Below are 21,031 nucleotides of genomic sequence, written 5' to 3'. Positions count from 1 at the left end.
CACCACGATCGAGTGGTGCGCGCCCGCTTCCGTCGGCTACGCCCGGAGTCCGATGCCCCGCACCGGCGGGGGTGTTCGGCTATTCGACGGTGACGGACTTCGCCAGGTTGCGCGGCTTGTCGATGTCCCGGCCCATGGCCAGCGCCGTGTGGTAGGCGAAGAGCTGAAGCGGGATGCCCATCAGGATCGGGTCGAGCTCGTTCTCGTTCTTCGGTACCACGATGGTGTGGTCCGCCTTCTCCTGGACCTGGTGCGCGACGGCGAGAATCCGGCCGCTGCGCGCCTTGATCTCCTCCATCGCGGCCCGGTTCTTCTCCAGCAGCTCGTCGTCCGGCACGATCGCGACGGTCGGCATCGCGGGCTCGATCAGGGCCAGCGGGCCGTGCTTCAGCTCGGAGGCCGGGTACGCCTCGGCGTGGATGTACGAGACCTCCTTGAGCTTCAGCGAGGCCTCGCGGGCCACCGGGTAGCCGCGCACACGGCCGATGAACATCATCGACTTGGCGTCCGCGTACTCGGCGGCGAGGCGCTTGATCTCGTCCTCGTTCGCCAGGATCTCGCTGATCTGCTCCGGCAGCCGGCGCAGACCCGCGATGATCCGCTTGCCGTCCGCGACCGACAGGTCACGGATGCGGCCCAGGTGCAGGGCGAGCAGCGCGAAGGAGACCACCGTGTTGGTGAAGCACTTGGTGGAGACCACGCAGACCTCGGGGCCGGCGTGGACGTACGTACCGCCGTCAGCCTCCCGGGCGATGGCGGAGCCCACGACGTTGACGATGCCGAGGACGCGGGCGCCCTTGCGCTTCAGCTCCTGCACCGCGGCCAGTACGTCGTAGGTCTCGCCGGACTGGGAGACGGCGACGTAGAGGGTGTCGGGGTCCACGACCGGGTTGCGGTAGCGGAACTCGGAAGCGGGCTCGGCGTCCGCGGGGATGCGGGCCAGCTCCTCGATCAGCTGGGCGCCGATCTGACCGGCGTGGTACGAGGTCCCGCAGCCGAGGATCTTGATCCGGCGCACCCCGCGCGCCTCGCGGGCGTCCAGGTTGAGGCCGCCCAGGTGCACGGTGGAGAAACGGTCGTCGATCCGGCCGCGCAGCACGCGGTCCACCGCGTCGGCCTGCTCCGAGATCTCCTTGTGCATGTACGTGTCGTGGCCACCCATGTCGTACGACTCGGCCTCCCACTCCACGGTGGTCGGCGTGGCCGTCGTGGTCGAGCCCTCCGTCGTGTACGTACGGAAGTCGTCGGCCTTCAGGGTGGCCATCTCGCCGTCGTCGAGGGTCACGATCTGGCGGGTGTGGGCCACCAGCGCGGCGACGTCGGAGGCGACGAACATCTCCTTCTCCCCGATGCCGAGGACGACCGGGGAGCCGTTGCGGGCGACGACGATGCGGTCGTTGAACTCCGCGTGCATCACCGCGATGCCGTAGGTGCCCTCGACGGAGCGCAGCGCCTCGCGGACCTTCTCCTCCAGCGTCTCGGCCTGGGCGCGGGCGATCAGGTGGACCAGCACCTCGGTGTCGGTCTCGGAGAGGAAGACGACGCCGTCGGCGACGAGCTTCGCGCGGAGCTCGGAGGCGTTGTCGATGATGCCGTTGTGGACGACGGCGACCTTGTTCTCCGCGTCCAGGTGCGGGTGCGCGTTCGCGTCGCTCGGGGCGCCGTGGGTGGCCCAGCGGGTGTGCGCGATGCCGGTCGTCCCCGCGAAGCGCTTGGGGACGCGGGCCTCCAGCTCGCGGACGCGGCCCTTCGCCTTGACCATCTTCAGCGTGCCCGGCTTGCCCGCCGCGGCCTTGCTCGTCACGACGATGCCCGCCGAGTCGTACCCCCGGTACTCCAGCCGCTGCAGACCTTCCAGCAGCAGCGGAGCCACGTCACGCCTACCGATGTATCCGACGATCCCGCACATGTTTTCTACCCCTCCTACGACGAACGGATGCCCTGCGGTGCCCGGTCTCCGGCGGAGCCTCAGCCGTAGACGATGCGGCGCAGCTGCCGGAGCGAGAGCTCCGGCGGTGCCACCGCGCGGTGCGGCAGCTCGGCCGCGATCCGCTCGAAGATCTCCGTGTTGACCAGGCCGCCGGACTGCAGTTCGCGGTGGCGGCGCCGGACGAAGGCCTCGGTCGTCTCGTCGAAGAACGCCAGCACGTCGAGTACCACCCGGGCTGCTTCGCCGCGCTGGAGCGAGGTGGAGCGTACGAGGTGGTCGATGAGGTCGTCGTGGGACGAGCGGCGTTCGAGCACCCGTTGATACTGCGTGGGCGAGCGGCCTTATGCAAGAAATCTGCCCGAAATCGGGCAGGGGCTGTGGGAAACATGTGCTTCGGTGGTCAGTACGTCTTCTCCACGGCGTTCACCGCTGAGCCCTCGGCACAACGCGGAAGCCCGGCGGAGGGTGGCCGGAAGCGTCCCGCACAAGCAAACCGTTACGACGGGTAACCCCCACTCCGGGGTGAACCGCACCGGCCGATGTGGGCCACCGGGGACGGGCACGCTCCGCCACAGGTGTCCCGCGAGGCGGTCCTGCCGTCCCCGTCCGCCCGGTCGGTTCCGGCCCGGACGTCGGCGGTCATCCGGCCACGGTGGCCGGACGGGGGGCGCGCCGGGGGAGGGCCCGTGCCGGGCGGGCCGGTGCGGGGCACGGCGGGCCGGTGCGGGTGGGTGCGGGTGCGGGGTGCGGTGGGCCGGTGCGGGTTCGGGGCTCGCCCCCGGTCACACTCCGAAGTCACCCCGGCAGGCGTCGAGCCCCTGGACCGAAACCTCCACTCTGCGGTGCTCCTCCCACCGGGCCCGGTCCAGCCGGAGCCGCTGGAGCGTGGTGGAGTTCCCGCGTACGGCGGCGACCGTCAGGCCGTCCGGGAGGTAGCCGAGTCGGCGCGAGACGCCGAGGGAGGCCGGGTTGTCGGTCATCGCGGCCGATACGGCGTACTCGGCCCCCAGGCCCTCGAAGGCCAGGTGCAGCACGGCCGCCCGCATCTCGGTGCCGAAGCCCTGCCCCTGATGGGCCAGGCCGAGCCAGGAGCCGGTCTCCGCCTCTCGGGTCACGGCGAAGCTCTTCGCCATCAGGTCCTGCCGCCCGACGACCTCCCCGTCGTGCAGGACGGCGAGGCTCAGGCACCAGTCGTCCACGGACCAGTTCGCGACCGTGGACAACACGTGCTGGAACACCGCCCGCGCCACCGTCCCCGGCCCTCCGTCGGTCCACGGCACGGTGAACGGCGTCCGGTCCGGTGCGTGCACACCCGCGGCGGCCACCGCCGCGAGCCGGTCGGCGAGGGCGGTGTCCGGGAGCCGGAGTTCGAGTCGCGGGGTACGGATGCGGAGTCCGTGCAGGGGCCAGTGCTCGTACGGGGTCGTCATGGGCGAACTCTGCAGCAGCGCCCGGAACGGTGTCGACCGGTTATGGAGGCCGCTTCGGCGGTGCCTCAACGGGTCGTGAAAGCGCCTCCGTTGACGTGGATGGTCTGCCCGGTGAGCTGTCCCGCGCCCGGCGAGGCGAGGAAGTACGCCGTCGCCGCGATGTCCTCGGGTGTGCCTGCCCGCTTCGTGTGGGTCTCGCGTACGAGGTTGTCGTGCCGCTCGTCCGTCATGGCGCCGCGGAAGAAGCCGGTGCCGGCGACATAGCCCGCCGCGATGACGTTCGCGGTGATGCCGCGTGGGCCGAGGTCGGCGGAGAGGCCGGTGTTCCACGCCGCGAGGGCGGCCTTGGCCGTTCCGTACGACCCGCCACGGCGCTCGGCCCCGATGGAACCGATGCTGATCACCGCCCCGCCCGGGGCCAGATGCTCCTGGACGGACGCCGTGGTGAGGACCGCACCGAGCAGGTTCTGCTCCAGCGCGGACCGCCAGGCATGGAGCAGTGCCTCCAGGGGCGGGGTGTCGGCCGGCGCGTCCTCGGGCAGCCCGCCGGCCGCGTTGACCAGGACGTCCAGCGGTCCGCCCAACTCGTCGGCCAGCGCGGCGACCTGGTCGGGTCGGGTGGCGTCGCAGACGAGGCCCCGTACGCCCAGTTCCTTGGCGGTGCGCTCGACGGTGTCGGCGTGGCGACCGGTGACGATGACGTCGGCCTCGCCCTCTTCGGCGGTGAACCGTGCGGCGATGGCGCGCCCGATGCCGCTCGTTCCTCCGGTGACGAGTACCCGACGGGGCATGGTGTCCTCCAAACGGCGATACGTTTAGATCTAAACGTAGTCGGCCCGTCAGGGGGACCGCAGGATGACCGACGAATTCCCGGACATGGCCCGTGACGGCTTTCCGCTCCACACCGCCGCGCAGATCGCCGCCGCCTGGCGGCGTGAACGGCCCGGCACCCCCACCGAGTCGATCGAGATCGTGACACCCCTCTGGCGCCTCGCGAAGCTGTTCGCGGACGACCGGGGCCGGGTCCTGCGGGCCGCCGGGATCGACGCCGCGACCCTGGACCTGCTCTCCGTGATCCGCCGCTCAGGCCCGCCCTACACGCTCAGCACCCGCGAACTCGCCCACCGCACCCTGGTGACCGCAGGCGCGATCTCCCAGCGCGTCACCCGCGCCGAACGCGAGGGTCTCGTACGCCGGTCGCCGGGGGAGTCGGGCCGACGCACGGTCATGGTCTCCCTGACGGACGAGGGGCAGGCCGTCATCGAGCGGTCGGTCGACTCGGTGCTCGGCCGGGAGGCCACCCTCGTCGCCTCCCTGACCGACACCGAACGCGCGCTCCTGAGCGGCCTGCTGGAGAAGCTGACGGCCGACGTGCGCCGCCGCGTCGCGGAGCCGGGGAGCTGAGGGCGGGAGCGGGCCGGGACGGGCCGCCGTCGGGCGCGGTGGACCGTCCCCGCCCTCACGCCGCCGGAAGCCCCAACTCCCGCGCGATCAGCATCCGCTGGACCTCGCTCGTGCCCTCGCCGATCTCCAGGATCTTGGAATCCCGCCACATGCGGGCGACCGGGTACTCGTTCATGAAGCCGTAGCCGCCGTGGATCTGGGTGGCGTCGCGGGCGTTGTCCACGGCGACGGTCGAGGAGTACAGCTTCGCGATGGCGGCCTCCTTCTTGAAGGGTTCACCGGCCACCAGCCGGGAGGCCGCGTCGCGCCAGCCGACGCGGGCCATGTGGGCGCGGGTCTCCATGTCGGCGATCTTGAACTGGATGGCCTGGTTGGCGCCGATCGGGCGGCCGAAGGCGTGGCGCTCGGCGGCGTACTTCACCGACTCGTCCACACAGCCCTGGGCCAGCCCGGTCGCCAGCGCGGAGATGGCGACGCGGCCCTCGTCGAGGATGCGGAGGAACTGGGCGTACCCCCGACCCTCCTCGCCGAGCAGGTTGGCCGCCGGGACGCGGACGTCGGCGAAGGAGAGTTCGCGGGTGTCGGAGGCGTTCCAGCCGACCTTTGAGTAGGGGGCCGCGACCTTGAAACCGGGGGTGCCGGACGGGACGACGATCGCGGAGATGCGCGGGGAGCCGTCGTCCTTGCGGCCGGTCACGGCCGTCACGGTCACCAGCTCGGTGATGTCCGTACCGGAGTTGGTGATGAAGCACTTGGAGCCGTTGATCACCCACTCGCCGGCCGCCTCGTCCAGCACCGCCGTGGTGCGGGTGCCGCCCGCGTCCGAGCCGCCGTCCGGTTCGGTCAGGCCGAACGCGCCCAGCGCCTCACCCGAGCAGAGCTTCGGCAGCCACCGCCGCTTCTGCTCCTCGGTGCCGAAGCGGTACACCGGCATGGCGCCCAGCGAGACGCCCGCCTCCAGGGTGATCGCCACCGAGGAGTCGACCCGGGCCAGCTCCTCCAGGGCGATCCCGAGGGCGAGGTAGTCGCCGCCCATTCCGCCGTACTCCTCCGGGAACGGCAGCCCGAACAGGCCCATCCGCCCCATCTCCCGCACGATCTCGTACGGGAACTCATGGCGTTCGTAGAAGGCGCCGATCGAGGGGGCGACCACCTCGTGGGCGAACTCCTCGACGGTGCGGCGCAGTTCCTCGTGCTCGGCGGCGAGCCGGTGGTCCAGGGACATGGTGGGGGTCACTCCTCGGGGGACGCGGGGGACGGCGCCGGAGTCGGCGAAAGCGCGCGGACGGTACGGGACGGGCTCGGGCGGCCCAGCTTCCCCGCCAGCCACACGCTGGTGGCGGTGAGGGCGTCGAGATCGACCCCGGTGTCGATGCCGAGGCCCCGGAGCATCCACACCAGGTCCTCGGTGGCGAGGTTGCCGGTGGCGCTCTTCGCGTACGGGCAGCCGCCGAGGCCACCCGCCGACGCGTCGACGGTGGTGACCCCGTGCTGGAGGGCGGCGAGGGTGTTGGAGAGAGCCTGGCCGTAGGTGTCGTGGAAGTGCACGCCGATGGCGTCGGTGCGCACCCCCTCCTCGTTCAGTTCGGCGAGCAGGGTCTGTACGTGACCGGGGGTGGCGACGCCGATCGTGTCGCCGAGGGAGAGTTCGTCGCAGCCGAGGTCCATCAGCGCCTTCGCCACCCGGACGACCCGGTGCACCGGCACGGGCCCCTCCCAGGGGTCGCCGAAGCACATCGAGAGGTAGCCGCGCACGTGCACCCGGTCCTCCTTCGCGCGGGCCACGACCGGCTCGAACATCGCCAGCGACTCGGCGACGGACCGGTTGAGGTTGCGGGCCGCGAAGCTCTCCGTCGCGGAGCCGAAGACCGCGATCCGCCGCGCCCCGAGCGCGAGTGCCCGCTCCAGCCCGCGCTCGTTCGGTACGAGGACCGGGAGCGCGACCCCGCCCGCCCCGCCCGGCCCCGGCAGATCGCCGAGCATCGGGAACAGGTCCTCAGCGTCGGCGAGCTGGGGCACCCACTTGGGGTGGACGAAGCTCGTCGCCTCGATGGTGGTGAGCCCGGCGGCGGCGAGCCGGTGGATGAACTCGGACTTCACGGCGGTCGGTACGACCGTCTTCTCGTTCTGCAGCCCGTCCCGCGCGCCCACTTCGTGGATACGGACCCGGGCCGGCAGGTCCGGCACGGCGACGGTCATCGGCAGGGCGGGGCGCTCGGGCATGGTCACGACTGCCTCTCCTCGGGGGCCGGAGCCGCTGCCGGGTCCGCTGCCGGGTCCGCTGCCGGGTCCGCTGCCGGGTCCGCCGACGGGTCCGACCCGGTGCCCGACCCGGTGTCCGGCGCGACCACGGCCAGCACCTGGTCCATGGCGACGGTGGCCCCCGGTGAGACGTCCAGCTCGGTGACGGTCCCGGCGTGCGGGGCGGAGACGACGTGCTCCATCTTCATCGCCTCCACCACCAGCAGCGCCTGCCCCGCCGACACCGTGTCCCCGACCGCCACCTTGACCACGGTGACCGTGCCCGGCATCGGCGCCGCGAGGGTGTCCGCACCCGCGCGGGCCGCCCCGCTCAGGGACGCCTCCACCGGGTCGTGGTCCCGCACCTGCCAGGTGTCGCCGTCGCGGCCGAGCCAGTCCCCGGTGCGGCGGAAGTGGTGCACCACACCGTCGAGTTCGACGATCACCCGGTCCGGGCCGACCGTCGCGCCGGCAGGAGCCTCGCGTACCACCGCCTCCTGTCCGGCCACCCGCAGCGGGAAGGCGAGCGGGGCGGGGGAGCCGCCGGTGCGCCAGCCGTCCGGTACGGAGAAGGGGTCGGTCCAGCCGTTCGCGTCCGGGACCGGGACGAGCGCGTCCCCGCGTACGGCGGCAGCCGCCGCGTACACCTCGTCCGGTACGCCGTCCGGGACCAGCCCGGCCGCCTCCCGCTCCACGAGCCCCGTGTCCAGCTCACCCGCGACCACCGCCGGATGGGCCAACAGTCGCCGCAGGAAACCCGCGTTGGTCGGCACGCCCAGGATCACCGTGCCCGCGAGGGCCGCCCGCAGCCGGCGCAGCGCCGTCGCCCGGTCGGGGCCGTACGCGATGACCTTCGACAGCATCGGGTCGTACAGCGAACCGACCTCCGTGCCCTCGCTCAGCCCCGAGTCCGTCCGGACTCCGCCGCCCTGCGGTTCGTCCAGCGCGAGCACGGTGCCGCCGGAGGGCAGGAAGCCGCGCGCCGGGTCCTCGGCGCAGACCCGGGCTTCCACGGCGTGCCCGGTGAGGGTGATGTCGGCCTGGGCGTAGGGGAGTCGCTCGCCGGACGCGACCCGCAACTGCCACTCCACCAGGTCCAGCCCGGTGACCAGTTCGGTGACCGGGTGCTCGACCTGGAGCCGGGTGTTCATCTCCATGAAGCAGTACGCGGCCGGGTCGCCGCCCGGCACGATGAACTCGACCGTGCCCGCCCCGACATAGCCGCAGGAGCGGGCCGCCCGGACCGCTGCCTCGCCCATCGCCGCCCGGGTCCCGGCGTCGAGCAGTACGGACGGCGCCTCCTCGATCACCTTCTGGTGGCGGCGCTGGAGCGAGCACTCGCGCTCGCCGAGGTGGACGACGTTGCCGTGGGTGTCCGCGAGCACCTGGATCTCGATGTGCCGGGGGCGCTCGATCCACCGCTCGACCAACAGCGTGTCGTCGCCGAAGGAGGCCGTCGCCTCCCGGCGGGCCCCCGCGATCTCCTCGGCGAGCAACGCCTCGTCGTGCACCAGCCGCATGCCCTTGCCGCCGCCGCCCGCCGAAGGTTTCAGCAGCACCGGCATGCCGATCTCCCGTGCCGAGTCGGCGAGTTCGGCGTCGGTGAGGCCGCTGCCCGAGGAACCGGGGACCACCGGGACGCCGGCCGCCGCGACGGTCTCCTTGGCCCGGATCTTGTCGCCCATCAGGGCGATCGCGTCGGAGCCCGGCCCGATGAAGACGAGCCCGGCCTCCGCGCACGCCCGGGCGAAGGCGGCGTTCTCCGCCAGGAACCCGTACCCCGGATGGACCGCCTCGGCGCCCGTGCGGCGGGCGGCCTCCAGCAGCGCGGGCACGCTGAGGTAGCTCTGTGCGGCGGGCGCCGGTCCGATCCGTACCGCCGTGTCCGCCTCCCGTACGTGCCGCGCTCCCGCGTCCGCGTCGCTGAAGACAGCGACCGACCGGACGCCGAGGGCGCGCAGGGTCCGAATGACCCGTACCGCGATCTCGCCCCGGTTGGCGACCAGCACCGTGCTGAACATGGACGTCCTCACCTCACTCCCGGCCGTATCCCAGCCGTATCTCAGCCGCATGGACCATGGCCCTGCTCTCACATCCGGAAAACGCCGAAGCCGGGGTCCGCCGGGCTTCGCTCGGGCAGGGGGGCGTTGGCGCACGCGGTCAGGGCCAGACCGAGCACCTGCCGGGTGTCCGCCGGGTCGATCACCCCGTCGTCCCAGAGCCGGGCGGTCGCGTAGTAGGCGTTGCCCTGCTCCTCGTACTGCGCGCGGACCGGCGCCTTGAACGCCTCCTCGTCCTCGGCGCTCCAGTCGTCGCCGAGCTGGTCCCGCTTGACCGTGGCGAGGACGGAGGCGGCCTGCTCGCCGCCCATCACCGAGATCTTGGCGTTGGGCCACATCCACAGGAAGCGGGGGGAGTAGGCCCGGCCGCACATGGAGTAGTTGCCCGCGCCGTACGAACCGCCGACCACCACGGTCAGTTTCGGCACCCGGGTGGTGGCGACGGCGGTGACCATCTTCGCGCCGTGCTTGGCGATGCCGCCGGCCTCGTACGCCTTGCCGACCATGAAGCCCGAGATGTTCTGGAGGAAGACCAGCGGGATCCCGCGCTGGTCGCACAGCTCGATGAAGTGCGCGCCCTTCTGGGCCGACTCGGAGAACAGGATGCCGTTGTTGGCGACGATCCCCACCGGGTGCCCGTGGACGTGGGCGAACCCGGTGACCAGCGTCTGGCCGTACTCCGCCTTGAACTCTTGGAACCGCGACCCGTCCACCACCCTGGCGATCACCTCGCGCACGTCGTACGGGGTGCGCGGGTCGACCGGCACCGCGCCGTACAGCCCCGCCGGGTCCACCGCCGGGGTCTCGCCCCGCCGCACCGTCCAGGGCAGCGCCCCGCGCTCGGGGAGCGTCGCCACGATGTTCCGTACGATCCGCAGCGCGTGCGCGTCGTCCTCGGCGAGGTGGTCGGTGACCCCGGACGTACGCGAGTGGACCTCGCCGCCGCCCAGCTCCTCCGCCGTGACGACCTCGCCGGTCGCCGCCTTCACCAGCGGCGGGCCGCCGAGGAAGATCGTGCCCTGGCCGCGCACGATGACCGCCTCGTCGCTCATCGCGGGGACGTACGCGCCGCCCGCCGTGCAGGAGCCCAGCACCGCGGCGATCTGCGGGATGCCGGCCGCCGACATCCGCGCCTGGTTGAAGAAGATCCGGCCGAAGTGGTCGCGGTCCGGGAAGACCTCGTCCTGCATCGGCAGGAAGGCCCCGCCCGAGTCCACGAGGTAGAGGCAGGGGAGACGGTTCTCCAGCGCCACCTCCTGCGCCCGCAGGTGCTTCTTCACGGTCATCGGGTAGTACGTGCCGCCCTTGACGGTCGCGTCGTTGGCGACGATCACGCACTCCCGGCCGCTCACCCGGCCGATCCCCGCCACCACCCCGGCGGCCGGGGCCGCGCCGCCGTACAGCCCGTCGGCGGCCAGCGGCGCCAGCTCCAGGAAGGGCGAACCGGGGTCGAGCAGGGTGTCCACCCGGTCCCGGGGGAGCAGCTTGCCGCGCGCCACGTGGCGGGCGCGCGCCTTCTCGCCCCCGCCGAGCCGGGCCGAGGCGAGCCGCGCGCGCAGCTCGTCGGCGAGCGCGCGGTGCGCCGCCTCGTTGGCCCGCCAGCCCTCCGATGCGGGATCGGCCGCGCTGCGAAGGACCGGTGCCTGAGGTGCCGGTGCCTGTGGTGCCGGTGCCCGCTGCATCGTGCCGAGCCTCCATCCCCGTGACCGGCGGGGCTCGTGACCCCCGCCGTGCGGTTAATGAGCGTTAACGCGAACGGCCTCAGGTTAACGAGCGCTAACGGCCCTGTCTAGAATCAATCCCCATGAGCACCCATGTCACCGCCCGCGTCGCGGGAGCCACCCGCCGGGAGCAGATCCTCCGGGAAGCCGCGCTCCTCTTCGCCGAACGCGGCTTCCACGGCGTCGGTGTCGACGAGATAGGTGCCGCCGTGGGCATCAGCGGCCCCGGCCTCTACCGCCACTTCCCCGGCAAGGACGCGATGCTCTCCGAGCTGCTGGTCGGCATCAGCGAGCGCCTGCTGACCGGCGGCCGGCTGCGGGTCGAGGAGGACGCCGCCGCTCCGGAACCCTCCCCGGACGCCCTGCTGGACGCGCTCGTCGAGGGCCACATCGACTTCGCCCTCGACGACCGCCCCCTGATCACCCTGCACGACCGCGAACTCGACCGCCTGCGTGACGCCGACCGCAAGCGGGTACGCCGCCTCCAGCGCGAGTACGTCGAGATCTGGGTGTCCGTCGCGCGGACCCGCTACCCCGCCCTCACCGAGGCCGAAGCACGCGTCACCGTGCACGCCGTCTTCGGCCTGCTCAACTCCACCCCCCGCCTGGCCCGCCCCGAAGCGCTCCCCGACCGTGCGGCGACGGCGAAGCTGCTGCACCGCCTCGCCCGGGGCGTCTTCGCGGCGGCGGCCGGCGAGCGCTGAGCGCCGCGCACCGGCCCGGCCCGTCCCGTGGCGCGAGATGCCGGGCGTGGCGCGCGCCTCTGACGGCAGAATGGGCGCCATGCCGATACCCAGCCGCGCCGAACTCACCGACCACCTCGTCCGTACGCGCATCGCCGGCGACGTGGCCACGCCCCGCGACAACAACCTCGCGCACTACCGGGCGCTCGCCAACGGAGACCGCCACTACTGGCTCGGGCTGGAACTCGGCGACCGCTGGACCGACGAACAGGACGTCCTCGCCGTCATGGCGGAGCGCTGCGGGGTCATCGACGACCCGGCCCACCGCTTCGGCCAGGACACCATCGACCCCGAACTGACCGTCGACGCCCTCGACCGGATGGCGGAACGCCTGCGCAAGGCGGTGGCCGACACCGAGAGCGTCCTCGTCGCCACCGGCCACCCCGGCGGCCTTCTCGACGTGCACCGCAGGACGGCGGACGCGCTCCGCACGGCGGGCTGCGAGATCATCACCGTCCCGGCGGGGCTGCGCGCCGACGAGGGCAACGTCGTCCAGTTCGCCGGAGTCGCGGTCCTGGAACACGGCGCGTCTCTCTGGCACACCCACTCCCCGGCCCCGATGGCCGCCATCCTGGACGGCCTCGAGCGCGCCGGCCGCCCGCAGCCGGACCTCGTCCTCGCCGACCACGGCTGGGCCGGCTGCGCGGGCGGGCGCGGACTCGACGCCATCGGCTACGCCGACTGCAACGACCCCGCCCTCTTCCTCGGCGAGGCCGAGGGCTCCCTCCTGGTCACCGTCCCGCTGGACGACAACGTGCCCGACCCGCGCCACTACGACCCACTGACGGAGTACCTGCTGGGGGCGGCGGGGCTGGGACGGGGTTGAACCGGCCCATGGAGACGGCCTCCCGGGAAATCCGCATTCCCCTTGCCGATGCCGTCGCCATCGTGCGGGACCTGAACGAGTTCGTGGTCTCCCTCGACCGGCTCGGTTCCCGCCAGGCGTCCGGAACCGTCGACGAGCGCACCGTCGGAGTTTTCGTCGACGACTGGGACGTCGCCCGGCGGCTGGCCCGTGCCCGACACGTCCTCAGCGTCGCGCTGGACGAACAGCTCAGTGAGGAAGAGAACCTCAAGATCGACGAACTGTGCGAGCGAGGCCGCTTCTACACGGGCGACCTCGGCCGCCCGTCCTCGGACCGGCCCGGCTGATGGGGGACGCGCCGAGACCCCTTCCGGGTGTTCTCCGGCCGGTCAGAGACTCCGCCACAAGGGTGAGCGGAGGAAATGGATGCCTTCGAGCGCGTCGAACGCCGCGAGTATCAGCAGCGTCTTGATGTCCCCCGGATCGGGCACCTCCCAGTCGTACGTCGAGCCGCCGGCCAGTTCGGAGCCATGGCCGGTGGACAGTTGCACCCTGAACCCGTCGCCGCGGAAGGTGAATGCGTCATCCCGCGAGGAGATCGTGAACTCTCTTCTTCGAGGGAGTAGGGAACTCCTGGAAGTGAGGGTCATCGGACACTCGTCGAGCGCTCCGGAGAGACCTCGGGTGATTCGCCCTCTCAGCAGCGGCCCGCGGGGTGCCGCATCAAAAATCTCCATACGTGTCACCCCGTCGTGTTCGAGCGTCCAGAGCTCTCGTCCGTTGGCGATGTCCTCCGGCGACAACCTCCCGGTCGCCGGACGACGGATCAAAGAGATTTTTCCCAGTGGGGTGTCGTAATGACAGGCATCGGTGGGACGTTCCGCGATCCGGTTGTAGCGGGCGGTGATATGCCAGACCGGCTTCATGGTGATTTTCAATGGCCTTCCGAACCTCCGATCCGAGACGCAGTGATCCATTGAATGGGCTGCGCGTGGCTCGCATACCGAAATGCGGAGACTTGCTCGGGAATACGGCGATTCTTCCTGCTCCCGATCATCGTGCGAGCAGGACGCAGGCGGCGATTCCGGCAGAGGCGACGAGCGCCAGGTCGGAGAAGGCGAAGTACACTCGCCGCCGGAATTTCGGAACCTCCGTCACTGCGTCCGACAGGGCATCGAGAAGCATGGCATTGAGCCAGTCGGCACTGTCACGCGCGCCCTGGGGGCGGAAAAGCATGAGAGGTCTGATGTTTCCCCGTACACGCATGGTCGCAGCCCCGCTCCATTTGTTCTGGTCGAATCCTTCGACGTGGGAGAGGGGAATTCGGGCACGTACGAAGGTACCGGCCACGAGCACGGACGTGCTGGAAAAGATGATCTGCGAGGCACAGTAGTAACGCCACAGGAAACTGATGGACATTCCCATGGCGAGCAGCGCCCACATGATGCCCGGGCCGGTGTGAGGGCCGGTGCCTCCGCCCGACCATCCTTGGCCCCGCCAGAGGTACAGGGCGGGCGCCGCGCACACGAACAGCAGAAGAACGGTCGTCCGGAGACGGGTGCCTCGCGGGCGGGCCCGCACGACCCCGTCGGCGCGTGTGGTGATGATCAACGAGTACGGGACTTCGGCCAAGTCCGGGGCGGGTGTCATCTGGTGTTCGCTCCCCCTGAGGCATGTGCTGGCTCCAGCATGCCTGACCTGCACTGGTCGGGGAACGGCCGGTGACGTGCCCGTCGCGCGGACGCGGACGCGGGCACGGGACGGCCGAGCCCGGCTCGGCGACGCGGGGAACCGCACGAACCGGGCACCGGGCGGCCGTCCGGGCTTGACCCTGACGCGCGGGTCAAGGGCTAGCGTCCGCACACCCGTTGGGCGACGGGTACGCCCCGCCGCCCGCCGACCCGCGAACGCCAGGAGCCCGCGATGTCCGCCCACCTGCCCCGCACCTCCCGCGAGATCCGCCTCGCCGTGACGCCCGACGGGCTGCCCGAGGCCAAGCACTTCACCCTCGCCGAGACCCCGATCCCACGGCCCGGCCCGGGCGAAGTGCTGGTCCGCAACAGCCACTTCGCCCTCTTCGCCGGACTGCGCACCCTGATGGGCACCGAGAACGACGGGGTCCCGCTGCCCCCGCTGCGCGGCGGCGACACCGTCATCGGGCCGGCGGTGGGCGAGGTCGTCTCCGCGCCGGACGGTGGCCCGCTCCGGCCCGGCGACCTGGTGACGCACCTGCTCGGCTGGCGGGAGTACGCCGTACTCCCCGCCGATCAGGTGCTGCCGCTCGGCGACGAACTGCCCGACCCGGTCGGGTACCTCGCCCAGGGCTCCTCGGCGTACGGGGCGCTGACCCGGCTCGCCGAAGTCCGCCCCGGCGACACCGTGCTCGTCACCGGGGCGGCCGGGGCGGTCGGCACCCTCGCCGGGCAGATCGCCCGGCTGCTGGGCGCGGGCCGCGTCGTCGGTACCACCGGCTCGCCCGCCAAGGCCGAGCGGCTGGTGGCCGAACTCGGTTACGACGCCGTCGTGGTACGCGGCGCCGGGGACTTCGCCGGACAGTTGGCCGGGGCGGCGCCCGAGGGCATCGACGTGCTGCTGGACCTCGTCGGCGGCGAACAGCTCACGGCGGCGGTGGACGCGGCCCGGCCGGGCGCCCGGTTCGCCCTGGTGGGCGCCCTCGCCGGGCAGTTGGACGGCCGGCGCGGTGGAGGGAGCGCACCCGCCGTGGTCGACACGTACCGGCTGATCGTCAAGGGCGTCTCGGTGCGCGGTTACGCCGGCGGCGACCACCCGGACGTCGACGCGGAGTGGACCCGGCGGTTCGGCGCCTGGCTGCGCTCGGGCGCCATCCGCTTCCCGTACACCGCCGTCGCGGGACTGGAGAACGCCCCGCTCGCCTTCCAACAACTTGTCGAAGGACGGCATTTCGGCGGGGCGGTGGTGGAAGTCTTCTCCTGACGGGGTGCGACTGACGGGGTTGCGGCCGACGAGGTTGCGACGCGCGTACCTCCGAGGACCGGTGGCGACGGGGGCGGTGCGGGATGCGGATCGGGGACGCGGCAGCGGCGGCGGGGACGACCCCACGGGCCCTGCGCTTCTACGAACAGCGCGGCCTGCTCGCCCCGCCCGCCCGGACCTCCTCCGGCCAACGGGATTACGGCTCCGAGGACATCGCCCGGATCCGCGTCGTCCGGGAACTGCTCGCCGCCGGATTCACCGTGGCGGACGTGCACGCCTGCGCCGACCGCCTCCACCTGCTGACCTCGGGCCGTCCGGTGCGCTGCACCTCCACCGAGCCAGGATCGCCCGGAGTCGTCGGCCAACGGCTCGCCGCCCTGGACGCGGAGATCGCCCGCCTCACCGGAGTGCGCGAGGCGCTGGCGCGGAAGGTTTCGGGGGAGGGAGCGGGCTCGCCCTCCGAGGGTGCTGTCACTCGGTGATCCCGTCGGGGGCGGCGACCCGGAGGTCGTAGAGGTACGAGCGGTCGTTCTTGAAGCTGCGCCAGACGGTGGCCGGGGGCTCCGGTGTGTCGGGCCGGTCGTTGAGGGGGCGGGAATTGACGATCCCGTCGGCCGACTCGCAGTGCCAGCCCTCGGCCCGGGACCAGCAGCACCACACCTGCCCGTCCGTCCGGAGGTAGGCCGGGCGGCCGTTGCGTTCGGTTTCGCGCGCGAAGTCGTAGCGGAGTCCGTCGAGTTGACGGACGAAGGTGATTCCGGCGAGAGGGGGTGGCGTCATAGCCCGGCACTGTAGGGGACGGGTCCTGCCGGCGGCTCGCGCATTTCGCCCTGCCGGGCCCTGCTCCCCGTGAGCTCAGCGCCCGTGCGTCCACTCCGCGCGCGGGCGCTCCCCGTACGGTTCACCGCCCGTCCGTTTCGTTCCCCGCCCGTTTCACTGCCCGCGCGGGGTGCGGATCAAGCCCTCCTGGATCACGGTGATCGCGAGGCGCCCGTCCTCGGTCCATATCCGGGCCTGGCCGAGTCCGCGCCCGCCGGACGAGGTCGGGGACTCCTGGTCGTACAGCAGCCACTCGTCCGCCCGGAACGGCCGGTGGAACCACATCGCGTGGTCGAGACTCGCGCCGACCACGTCGCCGACCGCCCAGCCGCCGCGCCCGTGGGCCAGCAGTACGGAGTCCAGCAGCGTCATGTCGGAGACGTACGTCGCCAGGCAGACGTGCAGCAGCGGGTCGTCGGCGAGCTTGCCCCGGGTGCGGAACCACACCTGCGAGCGAGGCTCGCGGGGCTGCCCGGCAGTGGCGAACGGCGGGGCCTCCACGTACCGCAGGTCCACCGCCGCCCGCGCCTCCAACACCCGGTCGATCATGCCGGGGTCGGTGAAGCGGTCGGCGTACCGGGGCATCATCTCGGCCGCCGTCGGCAGGGTCTCCGGGTCCGGGGCGTCAGGCATGGGCGCCTGGTGCTCCATGCCCTCCTCGTACGTCTGGAAGGACGCGGAGAGGTGGAAGATCGGCTGCCCGTGCTGCACCGCGACGACCCGGCGGGTGGTGAAGGACCGGCCGTCGCGGATGCGGTCGACGTTGTAGACGATCGGCGCGCCCGGGTCGCCCATCCGCAGGAAGTACGAGTGGAGGGAGTGCGCCTGGCAGCCGTCGGGCACGGTACGGCCGGCCGCGACGAGTGCCTGGGCCGCGACCTGGCCGCCGAACACCCGGGGCACCACCGCCGAGCGGCTGGTGCCCCGGAAGATGTCCCGCTCGATACGCTCCAGGTCGAGCAGATCGAGCAGGGAATCGAGTGCTTCGCTCATGGGAGGAACGTAGCCGTCCTGGATCGTGTCCGGTTCGCGTGTCCGGGAGCCCTACAGGCCCATGGACTTGGCGATGATGGACTTCATGACCTCGCTGGTACCGCCGTAGATGCGGTTGACGCGGTTGTCCGCGTACAGGCGCGCGATCGGGTACTCGTTCATGTAGCCGTAACCGCCGTGCAGCTGCAGGCACTTGTCGATCACCCGGTGGGCGACCTCGGTGCAGAACAGCTTCGCGGAGGCCGCCTCGGCGGCGGTCAGCTCCTTGGCGTCCAGCGCCTCGATCGCCCGGTCCACGACGGCCTCGGCCGCGTCCACCTCGGCCTGGCAGGCGGCCAGTTCGAACTTCGTGTTCTGGAACGCGGCGACCGGCTTGCCGAAGACGGTGCGCTCGGACACGTATTGCTGGGCGAACCGGACGGCGGCCTTGGCCTGCGAGTACGCGTTGACCGCGATGCCCAGGCGCTCCTGCGGGAGGTTCTGGCCGAGGTAGGAGAAGCCCTTGTTCTCCTCGCCGAGCAGGTCCTCGACGGGGACCTTCACGTCCACGAACGACAGCTCGGCGGTGTCCGAGGTGCGCAGACCCAGCTTGTCGAGCTTGCGGCCGACCGAGTAGCCCTCGGCCTTGGTGTCGACCACCAGCAGCGAGATGCCGTGGCGGCGGTCGTCGGCCTTCGGGGCGTCGGTACGGGCGCAGACGATCACGCGGTCCGCGTGCACACCGCCGGTGATGAAGGTCTTGGAGCCGTTGAGGACGTAGTGCGTGCCGTCCTCGGAGAGCCTGGCGGTGGTCTTCATGCCGGCCAGGTCGGAGCCCGTGCCCGGCTCGGTCATGGCGATGGCGTACATCGTCTTACCGGTCACGAAGTCCGGCAGCCAGCGCTCCTTCTGCTCCTTCGTGGCGTACGCCTTGAGGTACGGCAGGCAGAGCAGCACGTGTACGCCGGAACCGCCGAAGGAGACGGCCGCGCGGGCGGTCTCCTCGGAGATGATCGCCTCGAACTTGAATGACTCGATGCCGGCGCCGCCGTACTCCTCGTCCACCTCGATGCCGAAGATGCCCAGCTCGGCCAGCTTGTAGTAGAAGTCGCGCGGCACCAGACCGGACGTGAACCACTCGTCGTACACGGGGACGACCTCGGCCTCGATGAAAGCGCGAATGGTCTCCCGGAACGCCTCGTGGTCCTCGTTGAATACCGTACGGCGCACGGAGTGCCTCCTTGGTCGGGTGCGTGGCTTCGGCGAGCAGGCCGCTTCGCCGCCGTTCCGGTGCCGCTCGGTTCCTCTTCGGTTCCGCGTCAACGAATCTGGCTAAGCGCTTGCTCAGTCTGCTGTCGAAGTTACCCGGCGGTCATGGAGCTGTCCAGGGTGATGCCGCGCACTCCCGATGCCACGCACTCCTGGGGCGATCCTCCGCCTCCGGGCGGCCGGTGGGTACCCCTGGTTCTCCCGGTTCTCCTGGTTCCTGGATAACGGTCCCGCGCGGGCGCGCGCGGGACGCGGCCGGAATCTTGCCCTTTCGCCGGGCGGGGCGGCGGTATTCGCGGGCCCGTGTGTGGGATTTTCCGCGCGGGGTTCCGGGTTGCCGCGAAATGGCGGGGAATTCCCGGACATTGCCGCAGTGTCCGGAAGGCGGGGGAGTGGTGGACGAGGGGTGGACCTTCGCGTCCTCCCTGCCGGGTACGGGAGTTCGGTCGCGCGTTCCGCCCGGGTGGGCCGCCCGGTAGCACCGGTGTCCGGGCCCTGTCGCGGCTCCGATTTCGGGAGTGGGGTGACTGTTTCCATAAATGGAGTGCGGCATTCCGCCTCCCTGGTCCCACTATTCACGATGGCATCAGTAATATTTTCATCGTTCGATGACGTTCCGTTCATCCAGGGGGAAAATTGAGACTGAATCGAGTGGGCGGCAGGACTGCCGTGGCGCTCGGAGTTCTGGCCGTGCTGGGACTTCAGGGCGTTTCGAGCGGCGCTGTCGCCGCGGAAGTACCGACCACACAGGTCCGGACCGGCGGTACGGGGGCGTACGGCGCGGGGGTCCGGGCGGATGGGCCGGTCAGGAGCGAGGTGCACAGGCTCGCCCTGAAGGCCGACGGCCGGGGGGAGGCCACCCTCTCGCGCCGCACGACCGAGCCGTTCGGGCTGCTGGGAGTGTCCTGGCCCGACGCCGGGGCGACGATCGAGGGCCGGATCGAGGCCCGCACCCGGAGCGCGGAGACGGGGAAGTGGTCCGACTGGATCACGCTGGAGCCGTACGCGCCCGGGCTCGACGGCGACCGGCCGGCGGAACGCGGTTCCACGGAGCCGGTCTGGGTGGGGCGTGCGAACGGCGCCGAGGTGCGGGTGAGCGACGGGGCGGCATCCGGTGTCCTGCCGGCCGGCCTCCGGCTCGACATGGTCGACCCCGACCTCGACGCGGGTACGACCGCCGCGCAGGGCCAGACCGCGGGTACGACCGCCGCGCAGGCCCAGACCGCGGCCCTTGCCACCACCGGGACCTCCGAGGCCTCCGCTGCCTCCGCGGTCGCGCCGGAGGCCGCCGCGGTCGACCCGGGGCCGCCTTCCACGGTGCCGCAGCCGCCGATCGTCACCCGCGCCGAATGGGGGGCCGACGAGTCGCTGGACGACGAAGGGCCCATCTATCTGGAGAAGGGGATCATCAAGGCGGTCTTCGTCCACCACACCACCGACGCCGACTACGACTGCGCGGACTCGGCGGCCATCGTGCGGGCCATCCACGTCTACCACGTGAAGACCAACGGCTGGCGCGACCTCGGATACAACTTCCTGGTCGACAAGTGCGGAACGATCTTCGAAGGCCGTCAGGGCGGCGTGGACCAGCCCGTCATGGGCGCGCACACGTACGGCTTCAACAGCGAGTCGACCAGCGTCGCGATCCTCGGTGACTACACGAACACCGCCGCGTCGAACGCCGCGCTGGAGGCGACCGCGCGGGTGGCCGCGTACAAGCTCGGCCAGTACGGCGGTGATCCGGCGGGCACCACCTCGCTGGTGGCCGGCGCCACGCAGACGAATTACGCGGGCCAGCAGTTCGTCGCCGGGCAGTCGTACACGTTCAACCAGATCTCCGGTCACCGGGACGGCTTCAACACCGAGTGCCCGGGCGCCATGCTCTACCCGCAGCTTCCGGCCATCCGGACGCTCGCGGCCGGGCCCGTCCAGGGCCTCAAGGTGTCCTCGGTCGGTGGTGGCGCCTTCGCCGTGGACTCCGGTTACGAGACCCCGGGCCCGGTGTCGGTGAACTGGTCGACCACCACGCCCTCGTCGCTGATCAGCAAGTTCGAACTGCTGGTGGACGGCCAGCCGGTGGTGACCACCGCGGCAGCCGCACGCACCGCCTCGACGACCCTCTCCGTGCCCGGCGTCCACAAGCTGGCCGTGAGGGCGTACCACCAGTCGGGCCTGACCAGCACGACCGCCGCGGTCAACGTGAACGTCCCCGCACCGAAGACGTTCGTGCCCCTCACCCCGCAGCGGGTGATGGACACGCGCACGGGGCTGGGAGTGCCGAAGGCCAAGCTCGGCGAGGCGGGGGTGGTGAGCCTCCAGGTGACCGGCTCCAACGGCGTCCCGGCCACCGGAGTGGGGGCCGTGGTGCTGAACGTGACCGCGACCTCCCCGACCGCCGTCTCCTACATCTCCGTCTACCCGGACGGGGCGACCCGCACGAGTGCGTCGAACCTGAACGTGGTGGCGGGCCAGACGGTCCCGAACCTGGTGATCGTGCCGGTGGTGAACGGCAAGGTGGACTTCTACAACAACGCGGGCAGCGTCAATCTGGTCGCGGACATCACCGGCTACTTCAGCACCGGTGATCAGGGCTCCACGCACGTCAACCTGGGGCCGCAGCGGGTGATGGACACGCGCGCGGGTCTGGGTGTGCCGAAGGCCCAGGTCGGTCCGGCCGGTGTG

General features: G+C 71.6%; 20 protein-coding genes. 7 read left to right on the top strand and 13 right to left on the bottom strand.

The features are described from left to right. Nucleotides 1–79 precede the first annotated feature (79 nt). The 4 genes from glmS to ACWD3D_RS13565 all read right to left on the bottom strand — a co-directional run bounded on the left by glmS (nucleotide 80) and on the right by ACWD3D_RS13565 (nucleotide 4,151). Nucleotides 80–1,909 carry a glutamine--fructose-6-phosphate transaminase (isomerizing) gene (gene glmS / locus ACWD3D_RS13580; RefSeq protein WP_451461052.1) on the bottom strand — a complete coding sequence of 610 codons (1,830 nt, stop codon included), beginning with the start codon at nucleotides 1,907–1,909 and terminating at the stop codon, nucleotides 80–82. 59 nt (nucleotides 1,910–1,968) lie between these two features. Beyond that, nucleotides 1,969–2,244 carry a hypothetical protein gene (locus ACWD3D_RS13575; protein ID WP_266704610.1) on the bottom strand — a complete coding sequence of 92 codons (276 nt, stop codon included), beginning with the start codon at nucleotides 2,242–2,244 and terminating at the stop codon, nucleotides 1,969–1,971. 468 nt (nucleotides 2,245–2,712) lie between these two features. Next, complete coding sequence (locus ACWD3D_RS13570) at nucleotides 2,713–3,360, bottom strand: GNAT family N-acetyltransferase (protein ID WP_451461051.1); 648 nt, start codon at nucleotides 3,358–3,360, stop codon at nucleotides 2,713–2,715. A gap of 65 nt (nucleotides 3,361–3,425) precedes the next feature. Continuing rightward, entirely contained in the window at nucleotides 3,426–4,151 is a 726-nt protein-coding gene (locus ACWD3D_RS13565) for an SDR family NAD(P)-dependent oxidoreductase (protein WP_451461050.1), read from the bottom strand. A gap of 64 nt (nucleotides 4,152–4,215) precedes the next feature. Between ACWD3D_RS13565 and ACWD3D_RS13560 the strand changes: the two genes are divergently transcribed. Further along, nucleotides 4,216–4,764: a MarR family winged helix-turn-helix transcriptional regulator gene (locus tag ACWD3D_RS13560; RefSeq protein WP_451461049.1), complete on the top strand. Its 549-nt coding sequence runs from the start codon at nucleotides 4,216–4,218 to the stop codon at nucleotides 4,762–4,764. Between the two features lie 55 nt (nucleotides 4,765–4,819). Here the strand turns inward: ACWD3D_RS13560 and ACWD3D_RS13555 are convergent, their stop codons facing one another. From ACWD3D_RS13555 to ACWD3D_RS13540, 4 genes are all read right to left on the bottom strand, one after another. After that, nucleotides 4,820–5,989, bottom strand: a complete 1,170-nt coding sequence (locus ACWD3D_RS13555) for an acyl-CoA dehydrogenase family protein (protein ID WP_451461048.1) — start codon at nucleotides 5,987–5,989, stop codon at nucleotides 4,820–4,822. Nucleotides 5,990–5,997: 8 nt separating this feature from the next. Beyond that, nucleotides 5,998–6,963 (bottom strand): hydroxymethylglutaryl-CoA lyase, encoded by a 966-nt coding sequence (locus ACWD3D_RS13550; protein WP_451461053.1) that lies wholly within the window; start codon nucleotides 6,961–6,963, stop codon nucleotides 5,998–6,000. Nucleotides 6,964–6,989: 26 nt separating this feature from the next. Next, entirely contained in the window at nucleotides 6,990–9,026 is a 2,037-nt protein-coding gene (locus ACWD3D_RS13545) for an ATP-binding protein (RefSeq protein ID WP_451461047.1), read from the bottom strand. A 68-nt stretch (nucleotides 9,027–9,094) separates the two neighbouring features. Next, nucleotides 9,095–10,747 (bottom strand): carboxyl transferase domain-containing protein, encoded by a 1,653-nt coding sequence (locus tag ACWD3D_RS13540; protein WP_451461046.1) that lies wholly within the window; start codon nucleotides 10,745–10,747, stop codon nucleotides 9,095–9,097. 122 nt (nucleotides 10,748–10,869) lie between these two features. Between ACWD3D_RS13540 and ACWD3D_RS13535 the strand changes: the two genes are divergently transcribed. The 3 genes from ACWD3D_RS13535 to ACWD3D_RS13525 all read left to right on the top strand — a co-directional run bounded on the left by ACWD3D_RS13535 (nucleotide 10,870) and on the right by ACWD3D_RS13525 (nucleotide 12,681). Then, a complete protein-coding gene (locus tag ACWD3D_RS13535; protein ID WP_451461045.1) occupies nucleotides 10,870–11,490 on the top strand; it encodes an SACE_7040 family transcriptional regulator in 621 nt (206 codons plus the stop codon). 79 nt (nucleotides 11,491–11,569) lie between these two features. Next, complete coding sequence (locus ACWD3D_RS13530; RefSeq protein WP_451461044.1) at nucleotides 11,570–12,355, top strand: phosphatase; 786 nt, start codon at nucleotides 11,570–11,572, stop codon at nucleotides 12,353–12,355. An 8-nt stretch (nucleotides 12,356–12,363) separates the two neighbouring features. Continuing rightward, on the top strand, nucleotides 12,364–12,681 hold the full coding sequence (locus tag ACWD3D_RS13525; protein WP_451461043.1) for a hypothetical protein: 318 nt from the start codon (nucleotides 12,364–12,366) through the stop codon (nucleotides 12,679–12,681). Nucleotides 12,682–12,723: 42 nt separating this feature from the next. On the opposite strand, the gene ACWD3D_RS13520 is transcribed toward ACWD3D_RS13525, so the two are convergent. Then, complete coding sequence (locus ACWD3D_RS13520; protein ID WP_451461042.1) at nucleotides 12,724–13,272, bottom strand: hypothetical protein; 549 nt, start codon at nucleotides 13,270–13,272, stop codon at nucleotides 12,724–12,726. 115 nt (nucleotides 13,273–13,387) lie between these two features. Next, complete coding sequence (locus ACWD3D_RS13515; protein WP_451461041.1) at nucleotides 13,388–13,984, bottom strand: hypothetical protein; 597 nt, start codon at nucleotides 13,982–13,984, stop codon at nucleotides 13,388–13,390. A gap of 273 nt (nucleotides 13,985–14,257) precedes the next feature. Between ACWD3D_RS13515 and ACWD3D_RS13510 the strand changes: the two genes are divergently transcribed. Together ACWD3D_RS13510 and ACWD3D_RS13505 are read left to right on the top strand one after the other, a co-directional pair. After that, a complete protein-coding gene (locus ACWD3D_RS13510; RefSeq protein ID WP_451461040.1) occupies nucleotides 14,258–15,289 on the top strand; it encodes a zinc-binding dehydrogenase in 1,032 nt (343 codons plus the stop codon). 83 nt (nucleotides 15,290–15,372) lie between these two features. Further along, entirely contained in the window at nucleotides 15,373–15,771 is a 399-nt protein-coding gene (locus ACWD3D_RS13505; RefSeq protein ID WP_451461039.1) for a MerR family transcriptional regulator, read from the top strand. Here ACWD3D_RS13505 and ACWD3D_RS13500 read toward each other — a convergent pair. The 3 genes from ACWD3D_RS13500 to ACWD3D_RS13490 form a co-directional block, all read right to left on the bottom strand. Next, nucleotides 15,761–16,069, bottom strand: coding sequence for a hypothetical protein (locus ACWD3D_RS13500; RefSeq protein ID WP_451461038.1), 309 nt, complete (start codon nucleotides 16,067–16,069; stop codon nucleotides 15,761–15,763). The two genes, ACWD3D_RS13505 and ACWD3D_RS13500, sit on opposite strands and share 11 nt — an antisense overlap. A 153-nt stretch (nucleotides 16,070–16,222) precedes the next feature. Continuing rightward, nucleotides 16,223–17,101, bottom strand: a complete 879-nt coding sequence (locus ACWD3D_RS13495; RefSeq protein WP_451461037.1) for an acyl-CoA thioesterase — start codon at nucleotides 17,099–17,101, stop codon at nucleotides 16,223–16,225. Between the two features lie 51 nt (nucleotides 17,102–17,152). Beyond that, complete coding sequence (locus ACWD3D_RS13490; protein ID WP_451461036.1) at nucleotides 17,153–18,310, bottom strand: acyl-CoA dehydrogenase family protein; 1,158 nt, start codon at nucleotides 18,308–18,310, stop codon at nucleotides 17,153–17,155. A gap of 855 nt (nucleotides 18,311–19,165) precedes the next feature. Here ACWD3D_RS13490 and ACWD3D_RS13485 point away from each other — a divergent pair. Continuing rightward, on the top strand, nucleotides 19,166–21,031 hold a 1,866-nt coding region (locus ACWD3D_RS13485), incomplete at its 3' end, for a peptidoglycan recognition protein family protein (RefSeq protein ID WP_451461035.1).

The sequence above is a fragment of the Streptomyces sp. NPDC002690 genome (assembly GCF_053592415.1).
Note: the sequence above shows the minus strand (reverse complement) of the source record. Positions and strands in the feature narration are given on the sequence as shown.